This window comes from Achromobacter sp. SD115, assembly GCF_017355315.1.
GTDB lineage: Bacteria > Pseudomonadota > Gammaproteobacteria > Burkholderiales > Burkholderiaceae_B > Achromobacter > Achromobacter xylosoxidans_B.
Genome location: NZ_JADIJM010000003.1, coordinates 19,433 through 41,183 on the forward strand (window position 1 = coordinate 19,433; position 21,751 = coordinate 41,183).

Here is a 21,751-nt window from a genome sequence, read left to right on the forward strand (position 1 = left end):
GGAAACCGGTGCTTATCCCAGGCTGGCCGCAAGCTTCTCGGCGCTGGAAACGGCCAGGGCTTCGTCTTCGGCCTCGACCATCAGGCGCAGCTTCGGCTCGGTGCCCGAGGCGCGGATCAGGATGCGGCCGCGGCCGTCCAGTTCCGCTTCGACCGCCTTGCGCGCAGCGCTCAGGCCGGCGTGCGTCTTCCAGTCCTGGCCCGGGGTCAACGGCACGTTGATCATCTTCTGCGGATACATGCGCAGATCGCTCACCCACTCCGACAGTCCGACCGAATTGCGGCCCAGCGCGGTCAGGACCTGCAGCGCGGCGACAATGCCGTCGCCGGTCGAATGGCAATCCAGGCACAGCAGGTGGCCAGAGCTTTCGCCGCCATACAGCCAGCCACGCGCCTGCATCTGCTCCAGCACGTAGCGGTCGCCCACGTTGGCGCGTTCGAAGCCCACGCCCAGGCGCTGCATTTCGCGCTCGAAGCCGAAGTTGGTCATCAGCGTGCCGACCACGCCCTCCACCTTGCCGCGCTGCATGCGTTCGCGGACGATGGCATACATGAGTTCGTCGCCGTTATAGATGCGGCCTTCGCCGTCCACCATCTGCAGGCGGTCGGCGTCGCCGTCCAGCGCGATGCCCAGTTGGGCGCCGCGAGCCTGCACTTCCTTGGCCAGCAACTCAGGGTGCATCGCGCCTACGCCCTTATTGATGTTGAAGCCGTCCGGATTGACGCCGATGGCATGCACCTCGGCGCCCAGTTCGCGGAACACATGGGGCGCGATGTTGTAGGCGGCGCCGTGGGCGGCGTCCACCACGATCGTCATGCCGTTCAGGTCCAGATCGTTGGGGAAAGTGCTTTTGCAGAACTCGATATAGCGGCCCTGCGCGTCGCCCATGCGGCGGGCGCGCCCCAGGGCTTCCGAAGCGACGCAGCCCAACGGTTCATCCAGGGCGGCTTCGATGTCGGCCTCGATCTCGTCGGGCAGCTTCATGCCTTGCGCCGAAAAGAACTTAATGCCGTTGTCCTGGTACGGATTGTGCGAAGCGCTGATGACAATGCCCGCCACCAGGCGCAGCGCCCGGGTCAGGTAGGCCACCGCGGGCGTGGGTACCGGGCCGGCCAGCAGCACGTCGATGCCCGCGGCCGACAGGCCAGCTTCCAGCGCCGACTCCAGCATGTAGCCGGAAATCCGCGTGTCCTTGCCGATCACGACCTGCGGGCGGCTGCCGCCGCGCACGGCGTGCTCGCGCGCCAGCACGCGGCCGGCCGCGTAGCCCAGGCGCAGGGCGAATTCGGCGTTGATCACCGGACCGCCGACTTCACCGCGGACACCGTCGGTACCGAAATATTTGCGTCGAATCATGAACTGATTGCTCCTTGTTCTGCCGCGTGCCATACCTTGAGCGCGTCAACCGTGGCCGCCACATCGTGCACACGCACGATGGAAGCGCCACGCGCCACGCAAGCAAGCGCCGCGGCGATGCTGCCGGGCAACCTGTCGCCCACGGACCGGCCGGTAGCCTGGCCGATCATGGATTTGCGCGACAGGCCGATCAGCAATGGATAGCCGGCGCTGCGCAAGCTGGACAGCCGGCGCAGCAGTTGGAAATTCTGGTCGCCCGTCTTGCCGAAGCCGAAGCCCGGGTCCAGCACGATGCGGCGAGGATCGATCCAGGCCGCGCGCAGCTTGTGCGCGCGAGCCCCCAGGAAGAGCCCGATTTCACCGATCAGGTCGGAGTATTCGGGTGGGGCGGCCTGCATGGTGCGGGGCTCGCCCTTCATATGCATCACGCATAGCCCGCAGCGCGAATGCGCCACCGCCTCGACGGCGCCGGGCTGCCTGAAGCCGTAGATGTCGTTGATCATGTCCGCGCCGGCGTCCAGCACCGCGCGCATGACTTCCGGCTTGAAGGTGTCGATGGACAGGGGTACGCCGCAATCGCGCAGCGCCTCCATCACCGGCAGCAGCCGGGCCAGTTCGTCGGCCACCGAGACCGGATCGGCCCCGGGGCGCGTCGACTCGCCGCCCAGATCCAGGATCTGGGCGCCTTCGGCGATCAATTGGCGCGCATGCGCCACCGCGGAATCCGTATCGTCGTGCTGGCCGCCGTCGGAAAAGGAATCCGGTGTGACGTTGACGATACCCATGACAAGCGGGCGCTCGAGATCAAACTCGAAGCGCCCGCAAAGGAAGTTATTTGCCATAACTCAGGATGAGCAGCCTCAGACAGCGGCAGCCGTATTGCCACCCGCCGCCAGGCCCGTGGGCGGCGTGTCGGACGTATCCGACGGACCCTGAGGCGTTTTCGGGGGACGCGGGGGGCGGCCCTCGACGATGTCATTGATCTGGTCCGCGTCGATGGTTTCCCATTCCAGCAGCGCGGCGGTCATCACTTCGACCTTGTCGCGATTGTCTTCCAGGATCTTGCGCGCGACGCTGTACTGCTCGTCGATGATGCGGCGGATCTCGGTGTCCACCTTCTGCATGGTGGCTTCCGACATGTGCGTGGTCTTGGTGACGCTGCGGCCCAGGAACACTTCGCCTTCGTTCTCGGCATAGACCATGGGACCCAGTTCGTCGGTCATGCCGTAGCGCGTGACGATGTCGCGGGCGATGGCGGTGGCGCGTTCGAAGTCGTTCGAAGCGCCCGTCGTCATCTGATCCATGAAGATTTCTTCGGCGATGCGGCCGCCGAACAGCACAGCGATGGTGGACAGCAGGCGGCCCTTGTCCATGCTGTAGCGGTCGGTCTCAGGCAGCTGCATGGTCACGCCCAGCGCACGGCCGCGCGGGATGATGGTGACCTTGTGGACCGGGTCGGTCTTGGGCAGCAGGCGGGCGACGATCGCGTGGCCGGACTCGTGGTACGCGGTGTTCTTGCGTTCTTCTTCGGGCATCACGATGGAGCGGCGTTCCGCGCCCATGATGATCTTGTCCTTGGCCTTTTCGAAGTCGGACATGTCGACCGTGCGGCCATTGCGGCGGGCGGCGAACAGCGCGGCTTCGTTGACCAGGTTGGCCAGATCGGCGCCGGAGAAGCCCGGGGTGCCGCGCGCCAAGACGGTCGCGTCGACGTTGGGCGACAGCGGGACCTTGCGCATGTGGACCTTCAGGATCTGCTCGCGGCCGCGGATATCGGGCAGCGGCACCACGACCTGGCGGTCGAAGCGGCCCGGACGCAGCAGCGCGGGATCCAGCACGTCGGGACGGTTGGTCGCGGCGATGACGATGACGCCCTGGCCGGACTCGAAGCCGTCCATTTCCACCAGCATCTGGTTCAGCGTCTGTTCGCGTTCGTCGTTGCCGCCGCCCAGGCCGGCGCCACGCTGACGGCCAACCGCATCGATTTCGTCGATGAAGATGATGCAGGGAGCATGCTTCTTGGCGTTTTCGAACATGTCGCGCACGCGGGCAGCGCCCACGCCGACGAACATTTCAACGAAGTCGGAACCCGAGATGCTGAAGAACGGCACCTTGGCTTCGCCCGCGATGGCCTTGGCCAGCAGCGTCTTGCCGGTACCCGGCGAGCCGACCATCAGCACGCCGCGCGGAATGCGTCCGCCCAGCTTCTGGAACTTGCTGGGGTCGCGCAGGAAATCGACCAGTTCCTGGACGTCTTCCTTGGCTTCATCGCAGCCGGCGACGTCGGCGAAGGTGATCTGGTTGGTGTTTTCGTCGAGCATGCGGGCGCGCGATTTACCGAAGCTGAATGCTCCGCCCTTGCCGCCGCCCTGCATCTGGCGCATGAAGAATACCCAGACGCCGATCAGCAACAGCATGGGGAACCACGACACGAAGATGCTCATCAGCAGCGACTGCTCTTCGCGCGGCTTGCCCGAAACCTGGACGCCGTACTTCAGCAGATCGGAGACCATCCAGAGGTCGCCCGGCGAAGTCAGCGTGTAGGCACGGCCCGCGTCAGGGGTGACGTACAGCACGTCGCCCTGGACGTCGACCTTGCGGATACGTCCCGCCTTGGCGTCGTCCATGAACTGCGTGTAAGTCACGCCGTCCTGGGTCTGAGCGCGTCCGTCGAACTGTTTGAAGACGGTGAACAGCACGAGGGCTATCACCATCCAGACAGCGACTTTCGAAAATGAATTATTCAAGGTCGATCTCCTGCTTTCGATTCCGACCGGCGACCGCGCACCCGCATATGGCACAGTCACAAGTATGTCAATAGCTCATTCTACCCTGTCAGACCAGATTGCGTCCCGGGATGGCTGAGCCCCTCTAAGTTTTGTCTGATTCGCGAATTTTCTGGTCGTTGTCCCGGCAGGCTGTGAGTTTTTCGGATTCAGGGCGAGGCGCCCCGGACCCGGGCTACTTCAGATCGCGCGCAACCAGAAAGGTTTCGGAGGATTTGTCCCGCGATGCCTTCGGCTTGCGTTCGACCACCCGCTTGAAGCGCTGCTTGAAGGACTCCACGATCTGCGAAAAGCCGCTGCCGTGGAAAGCCTTGACGATCAGCGCCCCGTTGGGCTTCAGGTGGGCGCAGGAGAATTCCATTGCCAATTCGCACACATGCTGGATGCGCGCCGAATCGGCAATACCCACCCCTGACAAGTTGGGGGCCATGTCGGAAATAACAAGGTCCACCGCGCGCGATCCGACCATGTCTTCCAATTGTTTCAAGACTTCATCATCGCGGAAGTCGCCCTGGATGAATTCGACGCCCGCCACGGGCTCCATGGGCAGCAGGTCGAGCGCGATGATGCGTCCGTCCACGATCCCGCCCGGCCCCGCCAGACGTTCGCGCGCCACTTGGGACCAACTGCCGGGCGCCGAGCCCAGGTCGACCACCAGGTCGCCCCGGCGCATCAGCTTCTCGGTATCCAGGATCTCGATCAGCTTGAAGGCGGCGCGGGCCCTGTAGCCCTTCTGTTGCGCCAGCTTCACATAGGGATCGTTGATGTGCTGGTGAATCCAGTCTTTGGAGAATTTATTCTTGGCCATTACCGTACAATTCCACGCATGCCTATATTAGAACTTACCTCTCGTGAGCGCAGCGACCTTCGGTCCGCCGCTCACCCTCTGCGCCCCGTCGTCCTGATTGGCGACAATGGCCTGACCGAAGCCGTGCTCAAGGAAATCGACCTGGCACTGGCTTCGCATGGCCTCATCAAGGTGCGCGCCGGCGGTGATGACCGCGAGGCCCGCGACGCAATGCTGTCGACCATCTGCGACACGCTTTCCTGCGCGCCCGTGCACCATCTGGGCAAGACGCTGATCCTGTTCCGCCCGCTGGCCGGCAATATCAAGCCCGCCGCGCTGGCCGCCATGGAGCCCGAACGCCCCGCCAAGCGCCGCGCCTCCGAGCCGCATACGCCCAAGAAGCTGGCCGCCGAAGGCAAGACCCTGGCCAAGCGTCCGCGCCGCAGCGAGTCCGAAGAGCCCAAGCCGAAGACGCGCTTCGTGCCCCAGGACCAGCTCAACAAGAACGGCAAGCCCATGCGTCCCGGCACCAAGAAGACCACCGCCAGCGGTCACGGCATTCCCCGCCGCGGCGGCAGCGCGCTCAGCCTGCGGGCCGGAGCACGCAGCGGCACCAGCCGCAAGTCGTCGAAAAGGTAAGCGCCGGGCACAAAAACGGGCGCTTTACGCGCCCGGTCCACCATAGCGATCCGCATTAAACCGCGGAATTCAGTCGAACGCACGGTTCGGACTATGGTGTTTTGACAACATCCAGCTTACTACGTTGGCGTCAGATGTAACGGACGCCCAGGACTTCATACTCGCGAACGCCAGCCGGGGCCACGACCTCGACCACGTCGCCTTCGCTCTTGCCGATCAACGCGCGCGCCACCGGGCTCGACACGGAAATCAGGTTCGACTTGATGTCGGCTTCAACGTCGCCGACGATCTGGTACGTCACGCGATCGCCCGAATCCAGGTCCTCGATGTCGACGGTAGCGCCAAACACGGCGCGGCCTTCGGCCTCAAGGGCGGTAGGGTCGATCAGATGGGCATTGGAAAGCGTGCCTTCAAGCTCGGCAATCCGGCCCTCGATAAAGCCTTGGCGCTCGCGAGCAGCGTCATATTCGGCATTTTCCGACAGATCACCCTGCGCACGCGCTTCAGCGATCGCGTTGATAACGGCAGGACGTTCCACGGTTTTCAGCCGCTGGAGCTCTTCTTGCAAGCGCTCGGCCCCGCGCACGGTCAAAGGAATGGCAGACATGTCGTTTCCCAAACAAAAGTAGAAAACGCCCCGGACGGAGCGTTCTCGGTGAAGGTCGCAACCCTGGCGCGCGCTGTCGATCGGGGTATCGAGTGACGAGCGGCGCGGACGACCAAAACAAAACCCCGGCTCGGGTCGGAACCGGGGCAATCAAGGTCATATTGTGGTCAAAGTCCACGGGAATTGCAAGCCGCCGGAGAAACCGCCGTTTTCGCCGCATTTCGCCGCTGTAACCCGCTAAAACCCGTCATTTCTTCCAAGTTTTCCCGATTCAACCGGCAACCGGACGGCTCAGGCCCACCGCTGCGCGTCCGCCACGCATATGTTGCATAAAAACTACTTTTCGATAGTTTTTTGCGAAACAGCCAAAGCGCAACTCTCAAAAACGCCAGAAAAACTTGGCTGACGCAGTATAAAACAACAAATTGTGTCATTAATAACAATTAAATACATATTGCATTAAGAGAACTATCGTCTGGCCAGGTCTGGCAGACCGCAAGCACGAGCCAGGCGCAAGAGTCTTATTTGCGGGTGTTTGCAGTGGTGGCGGACGCATCGCAGCCATCCGGCGCGACGTTCGCCGTTCCGTCACGCGGCGGGCGGCCTGGGCCGTACGCACGCGGCGGATCGCGTTCAAGAACGAGGAGCTCTCATGCTGGAAAAACTGAAAGTCCGTACGGGAATGCTGCTGGTCCTGGGCTGCTTTGTGGTCGCCCTGACGCTGGCTTGCGGCTTGAGCTGGATGAACGCCGAGAAAAGCGTGACCGAGATCAAGGACCTGAACAATGTCGCGGTCCATCAGGTCGACCCGCTCTACGAAGCCAACGCCGCCCTGCTGCGCGCGCGGCTGGCGCTCGGTACAGGCATGGCTGCCATGCAGGCGGGCGGCATGGACCAGGCCGGACTGGCTGGCGAGGAAGCCGCCAGCCATCTGAAGCAGGCGCGCGAGCGTTTCGCCCGCTACATGGCCGTACCCAAGAGCGCGCGGGGTGAGCAGTTGGCCCAGACGTTGCAGGGGCGCTTCACCGAATACGCCGCCATCCTGGACACACTGGAATCCAACATCAAGGCACGCTCGCCAGCCAAGTATCGCCAGGACGAGGGGCGGCTGCCGCAGGCCGACGCCTACTTCATGAAAGACATGCAAGCCTTCCTGGGCCGGGTCCAGGAGCGCAGCGACGGCGTGCTGGCAAGCTCCGAGCAGACCTACGCCACCGCCCGGATCTCGGCGGTCGCGCTGATATCGGTCGCCCTGCTCCTGACCGCGCTGTGCTGGGCCTTCATCCGGCGCGCCGTGCTCCGTCCGCTGCAGGAGGCCGGCCGGCACTTCGATCGCATCGCGGCCGGCGACCTGACCAACCGCGTGGAGACCCGCTCCAACAATGAGATCGGCGTGCTGTTCGCCTCGCTCAAGCGCATGCAGGAAGGCCTCACCCGCACGGTCACGTCCGTGCGCCAGGGGGTGGACGAGATCAACGTGGGCGCGGCTGAAATCGCGGCCGGCAACGCCAACCTGTCGGTGCGCACCGAAGAGCAGGCCGCGGCGCTGGAAGAGACCGCGTCCACCATGGAAGAACTGGCCGTCACCGTCAAGCAGAACGCCGAAAACGCCGCCCAGGCCAATCAGTTGGCCGCGGTCAGCATGGACGTGGCGCAGCGCGGCGGCCAGAACGTGGAACAGGTGGTGGCCACCATGCACGGCATCTCGGACAGCTCGCGGCGCATCTCGGACATCGTGTCGGTAATCGACGGCATCGCTTTCCAGACCAATATCCTCGCGCTGAACGCCGCAGTCGAGGCCGCGCGCGCCGGCGAACAGGGCAAGGGCTTTGCCGTGGTAGCGGGCGAAGTCCGTACGCTGGCCCAACGCGCCGCACAGGCCGCCAAGGAGATCAAGACGCTGATCGAGGCCTCGGTGGACACGGTCGCCGCCGGATCGGCCCAGGTCGCTGCCACCGGGCAGACCATGCAGGAAATCGTGGATTCGGTGCAACGGGTCGCCGCGATCATGGCTGAAATTTCAGCAGCATCGGCCCAGCAAGCCGGCGGCATCGACCAGGTCAGCCTGGCGATCACGCAGATGGACGAAGTAACGCAACAGAATGCCGCGCTGGTCGAGGAAGCCTCCGCCGCCGCGGCCGCGATGGAGGAACAGGCGCGGCGCCTGGCAGAGGCCACCTCCGTGTTCAAGACGCAGTCGGGACAGGTGATCGAGGCAGCGCCGGTGGCGCTGACGGGCGCCGCGGCCTCGAGATTGTCGCGCACCTAAGCGCTCTGGCCGGCCATGCGCGGGACCTCTGGCCCGTGCATGGCCGCGCCGCTTACTTCCTGCGGCGCAGCAGGGCGTACAGGATGATGGCACCGAAGGTGGCGGTGCCGATGCCACCCAGCGTGAAATTGCCCAGCTTGACCGTGAAGTCGCCCGCGCCCAGCACCAGCGTGACCGCGGCCACGATCAGGTTGCGGTTGTCGCTGAAGTCCACCTGGTTCACCACCCAGATGCGGGCGCCGGCGATGGCGATCAAGCCGAACACCACCACCGACATGCCGCCCAGCACGGGCGCGGGGATCATCTGGATCAGCGCGCCGAACTTGGGCGAGAAGCCCAGCACGATGGCGATCAGGGCCGCCACCACGAACACCAGGGTGGAATAGATGCGCGTGACCGCCATCACCCCGATGTTCTCGGCATAGGTGGTGACGCCCGTGCCGCCCACCGCACCGGACACCATGGTGGCGACCCCGTCGCCGACGAAGGCGCGGCCCAGGTAGCGGTCCAGGTCCTGGCCAGTCATGGCGCTGACCGCCTTCACGTGGCCCAGGTTCTCGGCCACCAGGATGATGGCGACGGGCACGATCAGGCCCATGGCCTCGGCCTTGAACACCGGCGCGGCGAAGTGCGGCAGGCCGAACCAGGCCGCGGCGGCCACGCCGGAGAAATCGATGGGCTTGCCCAGCCCCATGCCGTTGGCGAGGATGCCGTACAGCACGCAGGCCAGGATCATGCCGACCAGGATCAGCAGGCGCTGCACCATGCCCTTGGTGAACACGGCGATGCCGCCCACGCAAAGGATGGTGACCATGGACATGACACTGTCGAAGCCCGACGCGCCCATCGCGCCCTTGGCGGCGATGGGGGCCAGGTTCAGGCCGATGACCGCGACCACCGCGCCGGTGACCACGGGCGGCATCAGGGTGTCGATCCAGTTCGCGCCGCCGCCCGCGCGCGCGTTGACGAACCAGACGATCAGGCCGATCAAGGTATAGGCCAGGCCGCAGGCGATGATGGCGCCCAGTGCCACGCCGATATTGGCGTTGCCGCCGCCGCCGGCATAGCCGGTCACCGCGATCACGCCGCCGATGAAGGCGAAGCTGGAGCCCAGGTAGCTGGGAACGCGGCCGCCGACGAACAGGAAGAAGATCAGGGTGCCGATCCCTGACATCAGGATGGCGACGTTCGGGTCAAAACCCATCAGCAGCGGCGCCAGCACGGTGGAGCCGAACATGGCGACCACGTGCTGCGCGCCCATGGCCACGTTCTTGGGCCAGGACAGTCTTTCATCGGGCGCGATGATGACGCCAGGCTCGGTGTCGTCGGCCAGGCGCCAGCGCGGAAAGTAGGAATTGGACATGGATATCCCAAAGTAGGTGTTGGGTGTGAGCGGGCGCCAGTGTAAAGGGGGCCGCAAACGGGCGGCAATGCTTAAGTTCACCGTCAGAATGCCGTACTAGTGAAAACCCCGAAACCCCCATAGGCGGCAGGAGCAATCATGGCGATCGATCCCATCAGCGGCAGTTCCCGAATCAACAGCCTGGCCGACCTCTGGGCCCAGAAGATCCAGGCCAACAAGGAAGCCAAGAGCGCCTCGGACGCGGAAGCGAGCACGGTGTCCGCGGACGGCAAGATCCGTGTCGACAACCCCGGCGGCCTGAAAATGGGCAACGTGCAAGAAACCAAGGAAACCGAGGACTCCAGCAACGACGACGCATACACGCGCCAGATCAAGGAACTGCAGAAGCAGCTCAAGCGCGTGATGGACCAGATCGCCAAGGTCAAGGCCAGCGGCATGCCGGCCGAAATGAAGGCCCAGCAACTGATGGCGCTCAATGCCCAGGCGATGCAGATCCAGCAGCAGATCACAGCAGTGATGGACAAGCAGGCCCGGGCCATGCAAGGCGGCGTATCCGCCACCGCCTAGCGGGCAAGGCACGGCGCCCCGCGCGGCCGGGGCGCCCGCATTGATGGCGCGCATCAAAATTTCTGATTGGACGCTGCCCAGGCCTGCCAGTACTGTCTCCGGACAAATCTAAAACCACGGAGACAAACCATGCATGCAATGCGCACAGCCCTTGCAGGTGCGGTGCTGGCCGTTTGCGCGGCCCCTGCCCTCGCAGGCACCGTCACGGTGATCACGTCGTTCCCCAAAGACCTGACCCAGGCCTACAAGACGGCCTTCGAAAAGGCCAATCCCGGCATCACGCTGGAAATCCTGAACAAGAACACGGTGTCGGGCATCGCCTATGTGCGCGAAACGCCCGCCGGCCAGCGTCCCGAGGTGTTCTGGGCCAGCGCGCCCGACGCCTTCGAGGTGCTGGGCCGCGACAAGCTGCTGGCGAGCTCCGCCGACGTGGCCAACAAGCAGGTGCCGGACAAGATCGGCAACTACCCCATCAACGATCCGGGCGGCATGTACCTGGGCCAGGCCCTGGCCGGCTACGGCATCATCTACAACACCCGCTACATCGCGGCGCACAAGATCCCCGCGCCGGTGGAATGGAAGGACCTGCTGTCGCCGCAATGGTTCGGCCACGTCGGCATCACTTCGCCGTCGCGCTCGGGCACCATGCACCTGACCGTGGAAACCATCCTCCAGGGCGAGGGCTGGGACGAAGGTTGGAGCACGCTGCTGCGCATGTCAGGCAACAGCAGCGCGGTCACCGAGCGCTCGTTCGGCGTGCCGGACGGCGTCAACAACGGCCAGTTCGGCGCCGGACCGGTGATCGACTTCTTCGGCCTGTCCAGCAAGTATTCCAAGTTCCCGGTGGAATTCGTCTACCCCTCCGAAACCGCCATCGTGCCGGCCAACATCGCGCTGATCCAGGGCGCGAAGAACACCGAGGAAGGCAAGAAGTTCATCGCCTTCACGCTCAGCCAGGCCGGGCAGGAGTTGCTGCTGGAGCCCAAGATCTCGCGCCTGCCGGTGCTGCCCTACACGGCGCTGGCCGGCAAGATTCCCCAGGGCTACCCCGACCCCGCCGAGATCGCCAAGCGCAGCAAGGTGCAGTTCAACGCCGACCTGTCGCAGTCGCGCTACTACGTGGTGCAGTCGCTGTATGACCAGACGGTCACGTTCCGCCTGAAGGAACTGCAGGCCGCCACCAAGGCCATCTACGAAGCCGAAGCCAAGCTGGGCGACAAGGCCAAGAGCGGCAAGGCCGCCGAGTTGCTGGCGCAGGCCCGCAAGCTGACCTGGGCGCCCCTCGTGGACGGCAAGAAGGCCGCGGATCCGGCCTTCCTGGCGATCTTCGCCGGCAACAAGAAGGACGCCGCCGTGAACCAGCAGATCACCCAGCTGGAAGGCGAGTGGAACGGCCGTTCCAAGGCGAACTACGAAGAAGCCGTGAAGCTCGCCAAGCAGGCTGCCGCGCTCTAGGCCGCAACACCCGCAGGACGCGCGAGCCGGACGGGACCCATCCCGTCCGCCGCCGCGGTTTTCCCCTGGCAACGATTTCGGGAATCTCGATGAATTCTTCGGGCCACTCGCGCCTGCCCGTCGGCCCCTTGCTGACGGCGCTCTTGGTGTTCGGTTTTCTGCTGCTGTTTTTGGCCGTGCCGGTGGGCACGGTGTTCTACAGCGCCTTCGTGAACGCCGACGGCAGCTTCACCATGGGCCACTTCGGCGCCTTCTTCAACCAACCGCTGATGAAGGAAGCCTTCTTCAACAGCCTCTACGTGGCGGGCTGGTCGGCATTGCTGGCGTCCCTGATCGCCGTGCCGCTGGCGTACTTCACCGTGCGCTTCGATTTCCGCGGCGCGCTGCTGATCCAGACCTTGGGCGTGCTGCCGCTGATCATGCCGCCCTTCGTGGGCGCGGTCGCGATGCAGCTGATCTTCGGCCGCTCGGGCAGCGTGAACCTGCTGCTCAACGACTGGTTCGGCTTCACCATCCCGTTCATGGAAGGCTTGAACGGCGTCATCTTCGTGGAGTCGCTGCACTACTTCCCGTTCATCCTGATGAACCTGGTGGTGGCGCTGCGCAATATCGATGGCGCCATGGAGGAAGCGGCCTTCAACCTGGGCTCGCGGGGTTTCCGCCTGTTCCGCCGCGTGATCTTTCCGCTGGCCCTGCCCGGCTACGTGGCCGGCGCATCGCTGGTGTTCGTCAAGGTGTTCGACGACCTGGGCACGCCGCTCGTGCTGGGTACCACCAACATGCTGGCGCCGCAAGCCTATCTGCGCATCACGCAGGTCGGCCTGGAGGATCCGCTGGGCTATGTAATCAGCGTCATCATGGTCGGGTTCTCGATCCTGGCCCTGTGGCTGTCGGCGCGCGTGCTCAAGGGCCGCGATTACTCGACCCTGCAAAAGGGCGGCAGCTCCATCCAGAAGCGCAAGCTGCGGCCGATGGAAAGCGTGCTGGCCTATGGCTGGATCATCCTGGTACTGCTGCTGGTGCTGTCGCCGCACATGGGCGTGCTGCTGCTGTCGCTGGCCAGCGTCTGGAGCTTCGCACCGCTGCCGGACGGCTACACGCTGGCGCATTACTCCGCGGTGTTCTCCGAATCGCAGGGCATGATCGCCAACACCCTGCTCTATTGCGGCCTGGCGGCGGGCGTCGACGTAATCCTCGGCACCGCCATTGCGTACCTGATGCTGCGCACCCGGCTGCCCGCGCGCCAGTGGCTGGATTTCCTGGCATCCGCCGCGCTGGCGATCCCGGGCATCGTGCTGGCTATCGGTTTTCTGCGCACCTTCCGCGGCATCGAACTGCCGGGCACCGGCACCCTGCTGACCTCGTCGTGGATCATCATCATGATCGCGTACTCGGTAAGGCGGCTGCCTTACGCGCTACGTTCCTGCGTGGCGTCGCTGCAGCAGATCAATATCTCGCTGGAAGAGGCCGCGCAATCGCTGGGCGCCACGCGCATGAGCACGATACGCCGCGTGGTGGTGCCGCTGATGGCGGGCGGCATGCTGGCGGGCTTCGTCACCAGCTTCGTGACGGCGGCGGTGGAGCTGTCGGCCACCATCATGCTGGTGACCAAGGACAGCCAGGCGCCCATGAGTTACGGCATCTATCTGTACATGCAGAGCGCGGCGGGCCGGGGCCCGGGCGCCGCGCTCGGCGTCCTGGCGGTGGCCGCGGTGGCCATCGGCACGTATGTATCGCACCTGCTGGTGGAGCGCGCCCAGTCGCGCCAGCGGCCGGCTCGCAATGAAGGGGAATCCGCATGAAGAAAGTCAGCGTCGAATGCCGCAACATCCGGCTGTCCTACGGCAAGACGGAGGTGCTCAAGGACGTCAACATCAGCATCGAACCCGGCGAGTTCTTCGCGCTGCTGGGACCCTCGGGCTCGGGCAAATCCACGCTGCTGCGCCTGATCGCCGGCTTCAACCGGCACAGCGCCGGGCAACTGCTGGTGGACGGCAAGGACATCAGCGGCACGCCGCCCTGGAACCGGAATATCGGCATGGTGTTCCAGAACTACGCGCTGTGGCCGCACATGACCGTATGGGACAACGTGGCCTTCGGCCTGGTCGAACGCAAGCTGCCGCGCGCCGAGATCCGCGCCAAGGTGGAAGCCGCGCTGGAACTGGTTGGCCTGTCCCAGTATGGCAAGCGCCGTCCCAACCAGCTGTCCGGCGGGCAGCAGCAGCGCGTGGCCCTGGCCCGCACCATCGTCATCGAACCCCAGGTGCTGCTGCTGGACGAGCCGCTGTCCAACCTTGACAAGAAGTTGCGCGTGCAGATGCGCCAGGACTTGCTCAGCCTGCAGCGCCGGCTTGGCATCACCACCATCTTCGTCACCCACGACCAGGAAGAGGCCATGACCACCGCCGACCGCATGGCGGTGCTGGACCATGGCGTGGTCCAGCAGATCGGCGCGCCCAGCACCTTGTTCGACTATCCGGTGAACCGCTTCGTGGCCAACTTCGTGGGCACGATGAACGTGCTGGAGGGCGATGTGCGCGAACGCACCAGCGGCAGCGTGGTGCTGGCGGTGGAAGGCGTGGGCGACCTGCACCTGCCGCTCGCTGGCGAAGCGCCCGCCGCGTCTCGGCTGGCGGCCAGCTTCCGTCCGCATACCGTGCAGATCGAAATGGCGGACGGGCTGGGCGACGCGCGCTATGTCTGGCTGCCGGGCATCGTGGAAAGCAGCGAGTTCCTGGGCGAATTCACGCGCTATCAGGTGCAAATCGGCGAACAGCGGCTGACGGCAGACCAGTCGCATCTGGCGGGGCTGTCGCCCTTCCCGGTCGGCGCCCCGGTCTCCATCGGGCTGGAACCCACCCAAGTGCGGCTGCTGGCGGCCTAAACTCGGGCCCATGGAAATCTATCAGATCCGCGCCTTCGTCACGGTCGCCCGGCTGGGCAACCTGACGAAGGCGGCCGAGGCGCTGTCGCTGACCCAGCCAGCCGTCACCGCGCAGATCAAGGCGCTGGAGCAAAGCCTGGGCGTGGCGCTGTTCGACCGCAGCGGCGGCCGACTGGCCCTGGCCAAGGCCGGCGAGGTGTTGCTGCCCACCGCCGAATCGCTGCTGGTGCTGGGCGCGCAGTTCAAGTCCGAGGCCCAGCAGCTGCAGGGCAGCCTGCATGGCGCGGTCGAACTGGGCGTGCCCAGCGAAAAGCCGGACTTCCTGCGCCTGGGCGAACTGGCCTCGGCCGTCACCCAACGCCTGCCGCTGGTCGAACTCAAGACCCAGACCCTGCCCGCCGCTGCGCTGGCCGAGCAGGTCAGCACCGGCCGCCTGCCGGCGGCGCTGATCATCGCCGCCAATCCGCCGCGTGGCGTGCTCTGGCAGCCGCTGCGCAGCGTGCGCTACCGCATCGCCATGCCCAAGGAGCACGCCGCGGTGCTCAAGCGCGGCGGCTGGCGCGAAGTGGCGCAATTGCCCTGGCTGGACGGCCCTTCCGGCAGCCACACGCATCTGCTGCTGCGCGATATGTTCGAACGCCATGGCCTGTCGCCGCGCGTCGTGATGCAAAATGACGACCAGGCCAATCTGGACGCGCTGGTGCGCGCCGGCGCAGGCTGCGCACTGTTGCGCGAGGAAACCGCCCTGGCGGGCGCGGCCTCCAATGACTTCATCGTCTGGGGCCTGGCGCGCGTCGACGCCATGCTGGGCTTCATCCTGCCCTACGAGCGCGCTAGCGAGCCCGCGCTGGTCGCGTTAAGCTCGATCATTCAAACCATCTGGAAACCGCGCGCGCCCATTGCGCCCGGCCAGCTCTAATCCCCGCATCAAGACCGTAATGACTGAAATCTGGTTCATCCGCCACGGCGAAACCGACTGGAACCGCCAGCGGCGCCTGCAAGGCTGGCAAGACATCCCCCTGAACGAATTCGGCGTCAACCAGGCCAGCCTGCTGGCCGCGCGCATGCGCGAGGAAGCCCGCCGCACGCCCATTCACGCCATCTACAGCAGCGATCTGCAGCGCGCCCATGCCACCGCCGTGCCCGTATCCGAGCAGCTCGGCCTGCGCGTGCGGGTGGAGCCGGGCATCCGCGAGCGCGGCTTCGGCGTGCTGGAAGGCCTGGATCACGAACGCATCGACGTGCTGGCCCCCGAGGCCGCAGCGGCCTGGAAAAGCCGCGATCCGCTGCGCCCGCTGGACGGCGGCGAAACGCTGGGCCAGTTCCAATCCCGCGTCATCTCCACCGTGGACGACATCGCCAGCCGCCATGACGACGAGCGCATCCTGATGTTCACGCACGGCGGCGTGCTGGACATCATCTGGCGCCATGCCTCGGGCGTGCCGCTGAACGGGCCGCGCGACGCCTCGCTGCTGAACGTCAGCATCAACCGCGTCGGCGTGCAAGGCCGCAAGTGGCAGGTGCTGGACTGGGGCGACGTGGGTCACGTGACCGACGAAGTCGGCAACGACGTGGTGCCTTGAGGGTTCAGCGCGCGCGGCGCGGCTTGCGCGGCGCGTTGCGCGCCAGCCTGTCGTAGACGGCGTTGGGCAACAGGCGCATCAGCTTGGCCACGATGCCCATCTGCCACGGAATCACCACATAGGACGCGCCCCGCCCGATCGCGCTGCGCGCGCGGCGGGCGAAGGCATCCGCCTCCATCAGGAACGGCATGGAATACGGATTGTGCGCCGTCATTGCCGTCTTGATGTAACCGGGCGCTATGGTCACCACGTCCACGCCTTCGGCGGCCAGTTCCAGCCGCAGGCTTTCGCAGTAGGTCGCCACCGCCGATTTGGACGCGCTGTAGGCGCCCGCTCCCGGCAGCCCCCTCACCCCCGCCACGCTGGCGATGCCCACCAGCCGGCCCGATCCTGCCGCCCGCATGGACGCGATGAAGGGTTCGAAGGTCGCCACGGTGGCCAGCAGATTGGTGTCGACGATGGCCTTGAAGACGTCGTAGTCCTCGCCATGCTCGGTCAAGGTGCCTGCGCTGATGCCGGCGCTGGCGATGACCACGTCCACCCGCCCCTGGCAGAACGCAATGAAATCCTGGGCCGCGGCATGCAGGGCCTGGCGGTCGCGCACGTCCAACGCATAGCAGCGGTGCTCGCCCGGCAGGCTGTCGGCCAATTCCCGCAAGGCGTCCTCGCGCCGGCCCAAGAGGCCCAGGGTGGCGCCGGTAGAGGCGTACTGCTGCGCCAGGGCGCGTCCCAGGCCGCTGCTGGCGCCGGTGATGAAAACTCTTTCCATGTGTGCCTGATGCCTGTAGTGGCGTTGCGGAATCGCGTTGCAAAAAAATAGGGCACGCTTACGCGTGCCCTATTGTGTCGTTTGCCAGCTTAGCCTTGCAAGGAAGCGTGCAGCTCCTGCAGCGGATACACCTGCAGGCCCAGGCCTTGGCGCAGGTATTGCATGCCTTCGACCGCGGCGCGGGCGCCGGCGATGGTCGTGAAGAAGGTCACGCGGGCGGCCAGCGCCTGGGTGCGGATGGTGCGCGAGTCAGCGATGGCGTTGCGGCGCTCTTCGACGGTGTTGATGACCAGCGCGATCTCGCCGTTCTTCACCATGTCGACGATGTGCGGACGGCCTTCGTTGACCTTGTTCACCAGTTGCACGGGGATGCCGGCAGCTTCGATCTCGGCAGCGGTGCCGCGCGTGGCGACCAGCTTGAAGCCGAGCGCGTGCAGGCCGCGCGCCACTTCCACCGCCAGGGGCTTGTCCTGGTTCTTGACGCTGATGAACACCGTGCCGGATTCCGGCAGGCGCACGCCCGCGGCCAATTGCGACTTGACGAAGGCTTCGCCGAAGCTCGTGCCCACGCCCATCACTTCGCCGGTCGACTTCATTTCCGGGCCCAGGATGGTGTCCACGCCCGGGAACTTCACGAACGGGAACACGGCTTCCTTGACCGAGAAGTAAGGCGGCACGACTTCCTTGGTGATGCCCTGGGCGGCCAGGGTCTGGCCTGCCATGGCGCGCGCGGCGATCTTGGCCAACTGCAGGCCGGTGGCCTTGGAAACGTAAGGCACCGTGCGCGAAGCGCGCGGGTTCACTTCCAGCACGTAAACGTCCCCGCCCTGGATCGCGAACTGCACGTTCATCAGGCCGCTGACGTTCAGAGCCTTGGCCATCATCGTGGTCTGGCGCTTGATCTCGGCGATGACTTCCGCCGACAGCGAGTACGGCGGCAGGCTGCAAGCCGAGTCGCCCGAGTGCACGCCAGCCTGCTCGATGTGTTCCATGACGCCGCCGATAAAGACGGTTTCGCCGTCGGCCAGGCAATCCACGTCGACTTCGGTGGCGTTATTCAGGAAGCGGTCCAGCAGCACGGGCGAGTCATTGCTGACCTTCACGGCCTCGCGCATGTAGCGCTCGAGGTCTTGCTGCTCGTGCACGATTTCCATGGCACGGCCGCCCAGCACATAGCTGGGGCGCACGACCAAGGGATAGCCGATTTCGGCGGCGTGGGCCAGGGCCTCGCCTTCGGTGCGCGCGGTGCGGTTGGGCGGCTGGCGCAGGCCGAGCTTGTTGAGCAGCTTCTGGAAGCGCTCGCGGTCTTCGGCCACGTCGATGGATTCCGGGCTGGTGCCGATGATGGGCACGCCGTTCGCTTCCAGGGCGCGCGCCAGCTTCAACGGAGTCTGGCCGCCGTACTGGACGATCATGCCGACCGGGTTTTCCTTGTGGACGATTTCCAGCACGTCTTCGAGCGTCAGCGGCTCGAAGTACAGGCGGTCCGAGGTGTCGTAGTCGGTGGACACGGTTTCCGGGTTGCAGTTGACCATGATGGTCTCGTACCCGTCGTCGCGCAGCGCCAGCGCGGCGTGCACGCAGCAGTAATCGAATTCAATGCCCTGGCCGATGCGGTTCGGACCGCCGCCCAGCACCACGATCTTCTTGCGGTCGGTGGGCGCGGCTTCGCACTCTTCCTCGTAGGTCGAGTACATGTAGGCCGTGCGGGTGGCGAATTCAGCGGCGCAGGTGTCGACGCGCTTGTAGACCGGACGCACGTTCAGTTGATGACGCAGCTTGCGCACTTCGGATTCCGAGGAATCCAGCAGGAAAGCCAGGCGGCGGTCGGAGAAACCGCGGCGCTTGAGTTCCCACAGCGTGGCGTAGTCCAGGTCGGCCAGCGTCTTCTGTTCCAGCGCCAGTTCGATGTCGACGATTTCCTTGATCTGCGACAGGAACCACGGGTCGATGTGCGTGATGTTGTGCACTTCGTCCAGCGTGAAGCCCTGCGCGAAGGCGTCGCCCACGTACCAGATGCGTTCCGGACCGGGTTCGCCCAGTTCGACCTGCAGTTTTTCGCGGTCGGTGGTCTTCTGGTTCAGGCCGTCGACGCCCACTTCCAGGCCGCGCAGCGCCTTCTGGAACGATTCCTGGAAGGTGCGGCCAATGGCCATGACTTCACCCACGGACTTCATCTGGGTGGTCAGGCGTGCGTCGGCGGTCGGGAATTTCTCGAAGGCGAAACGCGGCACCTTGGTGACGACGTAGTCGATCGAGGGTTCGAACGAGGCGGGCGTGGCGCCGCCGGTGATTTCGTTCTTGAGTTCGTCCAGCGTGTAGCCCACGGCCAGGCGCGCGGCGACCTTGGCGATGGGGAAGCCGGTGGCCTTGGAAGCCAGCGCCGACGAACGCGACACGCGCGGGTTCATCTCGATGACGATCATGCGGCCGTCGCGGGGGTTGACCGCGAACTGCACGTTCGAGCCGCCCGTATCCACGCCGATCTCGCGCAATACCGCGATCGATGCGTTACGCATGATCTGGTATTCCTTGTCGGTCAGCGTCTGGGCCGGCGCCACGGTGATGGAGTCGCCTGTGTGCACGCCCATCGGGTCGAGGTTTTCGATGGAGCAGACGATGATGCAGTTGTCCGCCTTGTCGCGGACCACTTCCATCTCGAATTCCTTCCAGCCCAGCAGCGACTCTTCGATCAGCAGTTCGCTGGTGGGCGAAGCTTCCAGGCCACGGCGGCAGATGGTTTCGAATTCTTCGGCGTTGTAGGCGATGCCGCCGCCCGAACCGCCCATGGTGAAGCTGGGGCGGATAACGGCCGGGAAACCAGAGGTGCCGACTTCGGCCGCGATGCGGCGCTGCACTTCCCAGGCTTCGTCCATGCTGTGAGCCACGCCCGACTTGGCCGATTCCAGGCCGATGTCAGTCATGGCCTGCTTGAACTTCTGGCGGTCCTCGGCCTTTTCGATGGCGTGCTCGTTGGCGCCGATCAGTTCCACGCTGTGCTTCTTCAGCACGCCGTGGTGGGCCAGGTCCAGCGCGCAGTTCAGCGCGGTCTGGCCGCCCATCGTGGGCAGCAGCGCATCGGGCTTTTCACGCTCGATGATCTTTTCGACGGCTTGCCAGGTGATGGGCTCGATGTAGGTGACGTCGGCCGTTTCCGGGTCCGTCATGATCGTGGCCGGGTTGCTGTTCACCAGGATGGTGCGGTAGCCCTCGGCCTTGAGCGCCTTGCACGCCTGTGCGCCGGAATAGTCGAATTCGCAGGCCTGCCCGATGATGATGGGGCCGGCGCCGATGATGAGTATGCTTTTTAGGTCTGTACGCTTGGGCATGATGCAATCTTTACTTTTGGCCGGACATCAGGGCGATGAACTTGTCGAACAGTTCAAGGATGTCGTGCGGACCCGGGCTGGCTTCGGGGTGACCCTGGAAGCAGAAGGCCGGGCGGTCGGTGAGCTCGAAGCCCTGCAGCGTGCCGTCGAACAGCGAGACGTGCGTCACGCGCGCGGTGGCCGGCAGGCTGGCCGCGTCGACCGCGAAGCCATGGTTCTGGCTGGTGATGAACACGCGCTTGGACTGGAGGTCCTGCACGGGGTGGTTGGCGCCGTGGTGGCCGGTCTTCATCTTGAGCGTCTTGCCGCCCACCGCCAGGCCCATGATCTGGTGGCCCAGGCAGATGCCGAACACCGGCAGCTTCTTGTCCAGGAAGGCGCGCGTGGCCTCGATGGCGTAGTCGCAGGGCTCGGGGTCGCCGGGGCCGTTGGACAGGAACACGCCGTCGGGGTTGAGCTTGAAGACTTCCTCGGCGCTGGTCTGGGCCGGCACCACCGTCAGGCGGCAGCCGCGATCAGCCAGCAGGCGCAGGATGTTGGTCTTGATGCCGAAGTCGTAGGCCACGACGTGGAACTTGGACTGGTCGGGCTTGGAGAAGCCCTTGCCCAATTGCCAGGTGCCTTCGGTCCATTCGGCGCTGTCCTTGATCGACACCACCTTGGCCAGGTCCTGGCCGGCCATGCCGGCAAAGCCGCGGGCCAGTTCGACGGCGCGCTCGGCGTCGGCGCCGACGAAGATGCAGGCGCCCTGGGCGCCCTTTTCGCGGAGGATGCGGGTGAGCTTGCGGGTGTCGATGCCGGAAATGGCGACGACGCCTTGCTCGGCGAGGTACTCAGGCAACGATTGCGTGGAACGGAAGTTCGACACGCGGGCGGGACAGTCACGGACCACCAGGCCGGCGGCGAAGACGCGCTTGGCTTCCACGTCTTCGGCGTTGACGCCGGTATTGCCGATATGCGGATAGGTCAGCGTAACGATCTGGCCGCTATAGCTGGGATCGGTGAGAATTTCCTGGTACCCGGTCATCGCGGTGTTGAACACCACTTCGGCAACGGTATGCCCAGGCGCACCGATCGACACGCCTCGAAAAATGGTACCGTCCGCCAGAGCCAGAATTGCAGGAGGGAAGCGGTTGATCCCCTCGGGAAAGAGTTGCGGCAGCACAGTAAACCCCGGTTTTAGAATCGATAATCAAACCTTCGGATTATACCCTGAGCGGGCGTTTTCCCTGGCGAACCGCGCCAAATAAGGCCGGAAACGGCGTTTTGGCCTGTCTTTCCGCGTCCCGCCGTCCCCCTCCCTCATCCAGCCGACAGCGGCCTGGCGGCCTCGGTGATACGCTAGGACACCTTCAAC

General features: G+C 65.2%; 17 protein-coding genes. 8 read left to right on the forward strand and 9 right to left on the reverse strand.

The genetic code is table 11. From position 1 onward, the window contains the following. Window positions 1-12 precede the first annotated feature (12 nt). The 4 genes from glmM to IPU70_RS04740 form a co-directional block, all read right to left on the reverse strand. Window positions 13-1,356: a phosphoglucosamine mutase gene (gene glmM, locus IPU70_RS04725; protein ID WP_207465385.1), complete on the reverse strand. Its 1,344-nt coding sequence runs from the start codon at window positions 1,354-1,356 to the stop codon at window positions 13-15. Next, window positions 1,353-2,198: a dihydropteroate synthase gene (gene folP, locus IPU70_RS04730; protein WP_207465387.1), complete on the reverse strand. Its 846-nt coding sequence runs from the start codon at window positions 2,196-2,198 to the stop codon at window positions 1,353-1,355. The genes glmM and folP overlap by 4 nt, the downstream gene beginning before the upstream one ends. 18 nt (window positions 2,199-2,216) lie before the next feature. Next, on the reverse strand, window positions 2,217-4,103 hold the full coding sequence (gene ftsH, locus IPU70_RS04735; protein ID WP_207465389.1) for an ATP-dependent zinc metalloprotease FtsH: 1,887 nt from the start codon (window positions 4,101-4,103) through the stop codon (window positions 2,217-2,219). Window positions 4,104-4,317: 214 nt separating this feature from the next. After that, entirely contained in the window at window positions 4,318-4,950 is a 633-nt protein-coding gene (locus tag IPU70_RS04740) for an RlmE family RNA methyltransferase (RefSeq protein ID WP_175206205.1), read from the reverse strand. Between the two features lie 18 nt (window positions 4,951-4,968). Here IPU70_RS04740 and IPU70_RS04745 point away from each other — a divergent pair, with 18 nt between their 5' ends. Next, window positions 4,969-5,568 carry a YhbY family RNA-binding protein gene (locus IPU70_RS04745; protein WP_207465391.1) on the forward strand — a complete coding sequence of 200 codons (600 nt, stop codon included), beginning with the start codon at window positions 4,969-4,971 and terminating at the stop codon, window positions 5,566-5,568. A 130-nt stretch (window positions 5,569-5,698) separates the two neighbouring features. On the opposite strand, the gene greA is transcribed toward IPU70_RS04745, so the two are convergent. Beyond that, a complete protein-coding gene (greA, locus tag IPU70_RS04750; RefSeq protein WP_041654241.1) occupies window positions 5,699-6,175 on the reverse strand; it encodes a transcription elongation factor GreA in 477 nt (158 codons plus the stop codon). Between the two features lie 652 nt (window positions 6,176-6,827). On the opposite strand from greA, the gene IPU70_RS04755 reads away from it, so the two are divergent. Continuing rightward, window positions 6,828-8,444 carry a methyl-accepting chemotaxis protein gene (locus IPU70_RS04755; RefSeq protein WP_207465393.1) on the forward strand — a complete coding sequence of 539 codons (1,617 nt, stop codon included), beginning with the start codon at window positions 6,828-6,830 and terminating at the stop codon, window positions 8,442-8,444. 52 nt (window positions 8,445-8,496) lie between these two features. Here IPU70_RS04755 and IPU70_RS04760 read toward each other — a convergent pair whose 3' ends face one another. Next, entirely contained in the window at window positions 8,497-9,807 is a 1,311-nt protein-coding gene (locus tag IPU70_RS04760) for a solute carrier family 23 protein (protein WP_207465395.1), read from the reverse strand. 138 nt (window positions 9,808-9,945) lie between these two features. Between IPU70_RS04760 and IPU70_RS04765 the strand changes: the two genes are divergently transcribed. The 6 genes from IPU70_RS04765 to IPU70_RS04790 all read left to right on the forward strand — a co-directional run bounded on the left by IPU70_RS04765 (window position 9,946) and on the right by IPU70_RS04790 (window position 16,296). Further along, the gene (locus IPU70_RS04765) at window positions 9,946-10,374 is read left to right on the forward strand and encodes a FlxA-like family protein (protein ID WP_207465397.1); all 429 of its coding nucleotides are present in this window, start codon (window positions 9,946-9,948) and stop codon (window positions 10,372-10,374) included. Between the two features lie 129 nt (window positions 10,375-10,503). Beyond that, window positions 10,504-11,829, forward strand: coding sequence for an ABC transporter substrate-binding protein (locus IPU70_RS04770; protein WP_207465399.1), 1,326 nt, complete (start codon window positions 10,504-10,506; stop codon window positions 11,827-11,829). A gap of 89 nt (window positions 11,830-11,918) precedes the next feature. Beyond that, window positions 11,919-13,631 (forward strand): iron ABC transporter permease, encoded by a 1,713-nt coding sequence (locus IPU70_RS04775; protein ID WP_013395598.1) that lies wholly within the window; start codon window positions 11,919-11,921, stop codon window positions 13,629-13,631. Beyond that, window positions 13,628-14,713, forward strand: a complete 1,086-nt coding sequence (locus tag IPU70_RS04780; RefSeq protein WP_207465401.1) for an ABC transporter ATP-binding protein — start codon at window positions 13,628-13,630, stop codon at window positions 14,711-14,713. Before IPU70_RS04775 ends, IPU70_RS04780 begins: the two co-directional genes overlap by 4 nt. Window positions 14,714-14,723: 10 nt before the next feature. After that, window positions 14,724-15,632: a LysR family transcriptional regulator gene (locus tag IPU70_RS04785; protein WP_207465403.1), complete on the forward strand. Its 909-nt coding sequence runs from the start codon at window positions 14,724-14,726 to the stop codon at window positions 15,630-15,632. Window positions 15,633-15,651: 19 nt separating this feature from the next. Continuing rightward, a complete protein-coding gene (locus IPU70_RS04790) occupies window positions 15,652-16,296 on the forward strand; it encodes a histidine phosphatase family protein (protein ID WP_207465405.1) in 645 nt (214 codons plus the stop codon). Between the two features lie 4 nt (window positions 16,297-16,300). On the opposite strand, the gene IPU70_RS04795 is transcribed toward IPU70_RS04790, so the two are convergent. The 3 genes from IPU70_RS04795 to carA form a co-directional block, all read right to left on the reverse strand. Further along, a complete protein-coding gene (locus IPU70_RS04795; protein ID WP_207465407.1) occupies window positions 16,301-17,065 on the reverse strand; it encodes an SDR family oxidoreductase in 765 nt (254 codons plus the stop codon). Window positions 17,066-17,154: 89 nt separating this feature from the next. Further along, the gene (carB, locus tag IPU70_RS04800) at window positions 17,155-20,394 is read right to left on the reverse strand and encodes a carbamoyl-phosphate synthase large subunit (RefSeq protein WP_173146129.1); all 3,240 of its coding nucleotides are present in this window, start codon (window positions 20,392-20,394) and stop codon (window positions 17,155-17,157) included. 10 nt (window positions 20,395-20,404) lie between these two features. Beyond that, window positions 20,405-21,559 (reverse strand): glutamine-hydrolyzing carbamoyl-phosphate synthase small subunit, encoded by a 1,155-nt coding sequence (gene carA / locus IPU70_RS04805; RefSeq protein WP_207465409.1) that lies wholly within the window; start codon window positions 21,557-21,559, stop codon window positions 20,405-20,407. Between the last annotated feature and the right edge of the window lie 192 nt (window positions 21,560-21,751).

Excerpts from the sequence above, each read along its gene's own strand:
- carB (WP_173146129.1), bottom strand. The coding sequence starts at position 20,394 with ATGCCCAAGCGTACAGACCTAAAAAGCATACTCATCATCGGCGCCGGC.
- IPU70_RS04790 (WP_207465405.1), top strand. The coding sequence starts at position 15,652 with ATGACTGAAATCTGGTTCATCCGCCACGGCGAAACCGACTGGAACCGC.
- IPU70_RS04780 (WP_207465401.1), top strand. The coding sequence starts at position 13,628 with ATGAAGAAAGTCAGCGTCGAATGCCGCAACATCCGGCTGTCCTACGGC.
- IPU70_RS04775 (WP_013395598.1), top strand. The coding sequence starts at position 11,919 with ATGAATTCTTCGGGCCACTCGCGCCTGCCCGTCGGCCCCTTGCTGACG.
- IPU70_RS04760 (WP_207465395.1), bottom strand. The coding sequence starts at position 9,807 with ATGTCCAATTCCTACTTTCCGCGCTGGCGCCTGGCCGACGACACCGAG.
- IPU70_RS04740 (WP_175206205.1), bottom strand. The coding sequence starts at position 4,950 with ATGGCCAAGAATAAATTCTCCAAAGACTGGATTCACCAGCACATCAAC.
- glmM (WP_207465385.1), bottom strand. The coding sequence starts at position 1,356 with ATGATTCGACGCAAATATTTCGGTACCGACGGTGTCCGCGGTGAAGTC.
- IPU70_RS04795 (WP_207465407.1), bottom strand. The coding sequence starts at position 17,065 with ATGGAAAGAGTTTTCATCACCGGCGCCAGCAGCGGCCTGGGACGCGCC.
- IPU70_RS04755 (WP_207465393.1), top strand. The coding sequence starts at position 6,828 with ATGCTGGAAAAACTGAAAGTCCGTACGGGAATGCTGCTGGTCCTGGGC.
- IPU70_RS04770 (WP_207465399.1), top strand. The coding sequence starts at position 10,504 with ATGCATGCAATGCGCACAGCCCTTGCAGGTGCGGTGCTGGCCGTTTGC.
- IPU70_RS04745 (WP_207465391.1), top strand. The coding sequence starts at position 4,969 with ATGCCTATATTAGAACTTACCTCTCGTGAGCGCAGCGACCTTCGGTCC.
- folP (WP_207465387.1), bottom strand. The coding sequence starts at position 2,198 with ATGGCAAATAACTTCCTTTGCGGGCGCTTCGAGTTTGATCTCGAGCGC.
- greA (WP_041654241.1), bottom strand. The coding sequence starts at position 6,175 with ATGTCTGCCATTCCTTTGACCGTGCGCGGGGCCGAGCGCTTGCAAGAA.
- IPU70_RS04765 (WP_207465397.1), top strand. The coding sequence starts at position 9,946 with ATGGCGATCGATCCCATCAGCGGCAGTTCCCGAATCAACAGCCTGGCC.
- IPU70_RS04785 (WP_207465403.1), top strand. The coding sequence starts at position 14,724 with ATGGAAATCTATCAGATCCGCGCCTTCGTCACGGTCGCCCGGCTGGGC.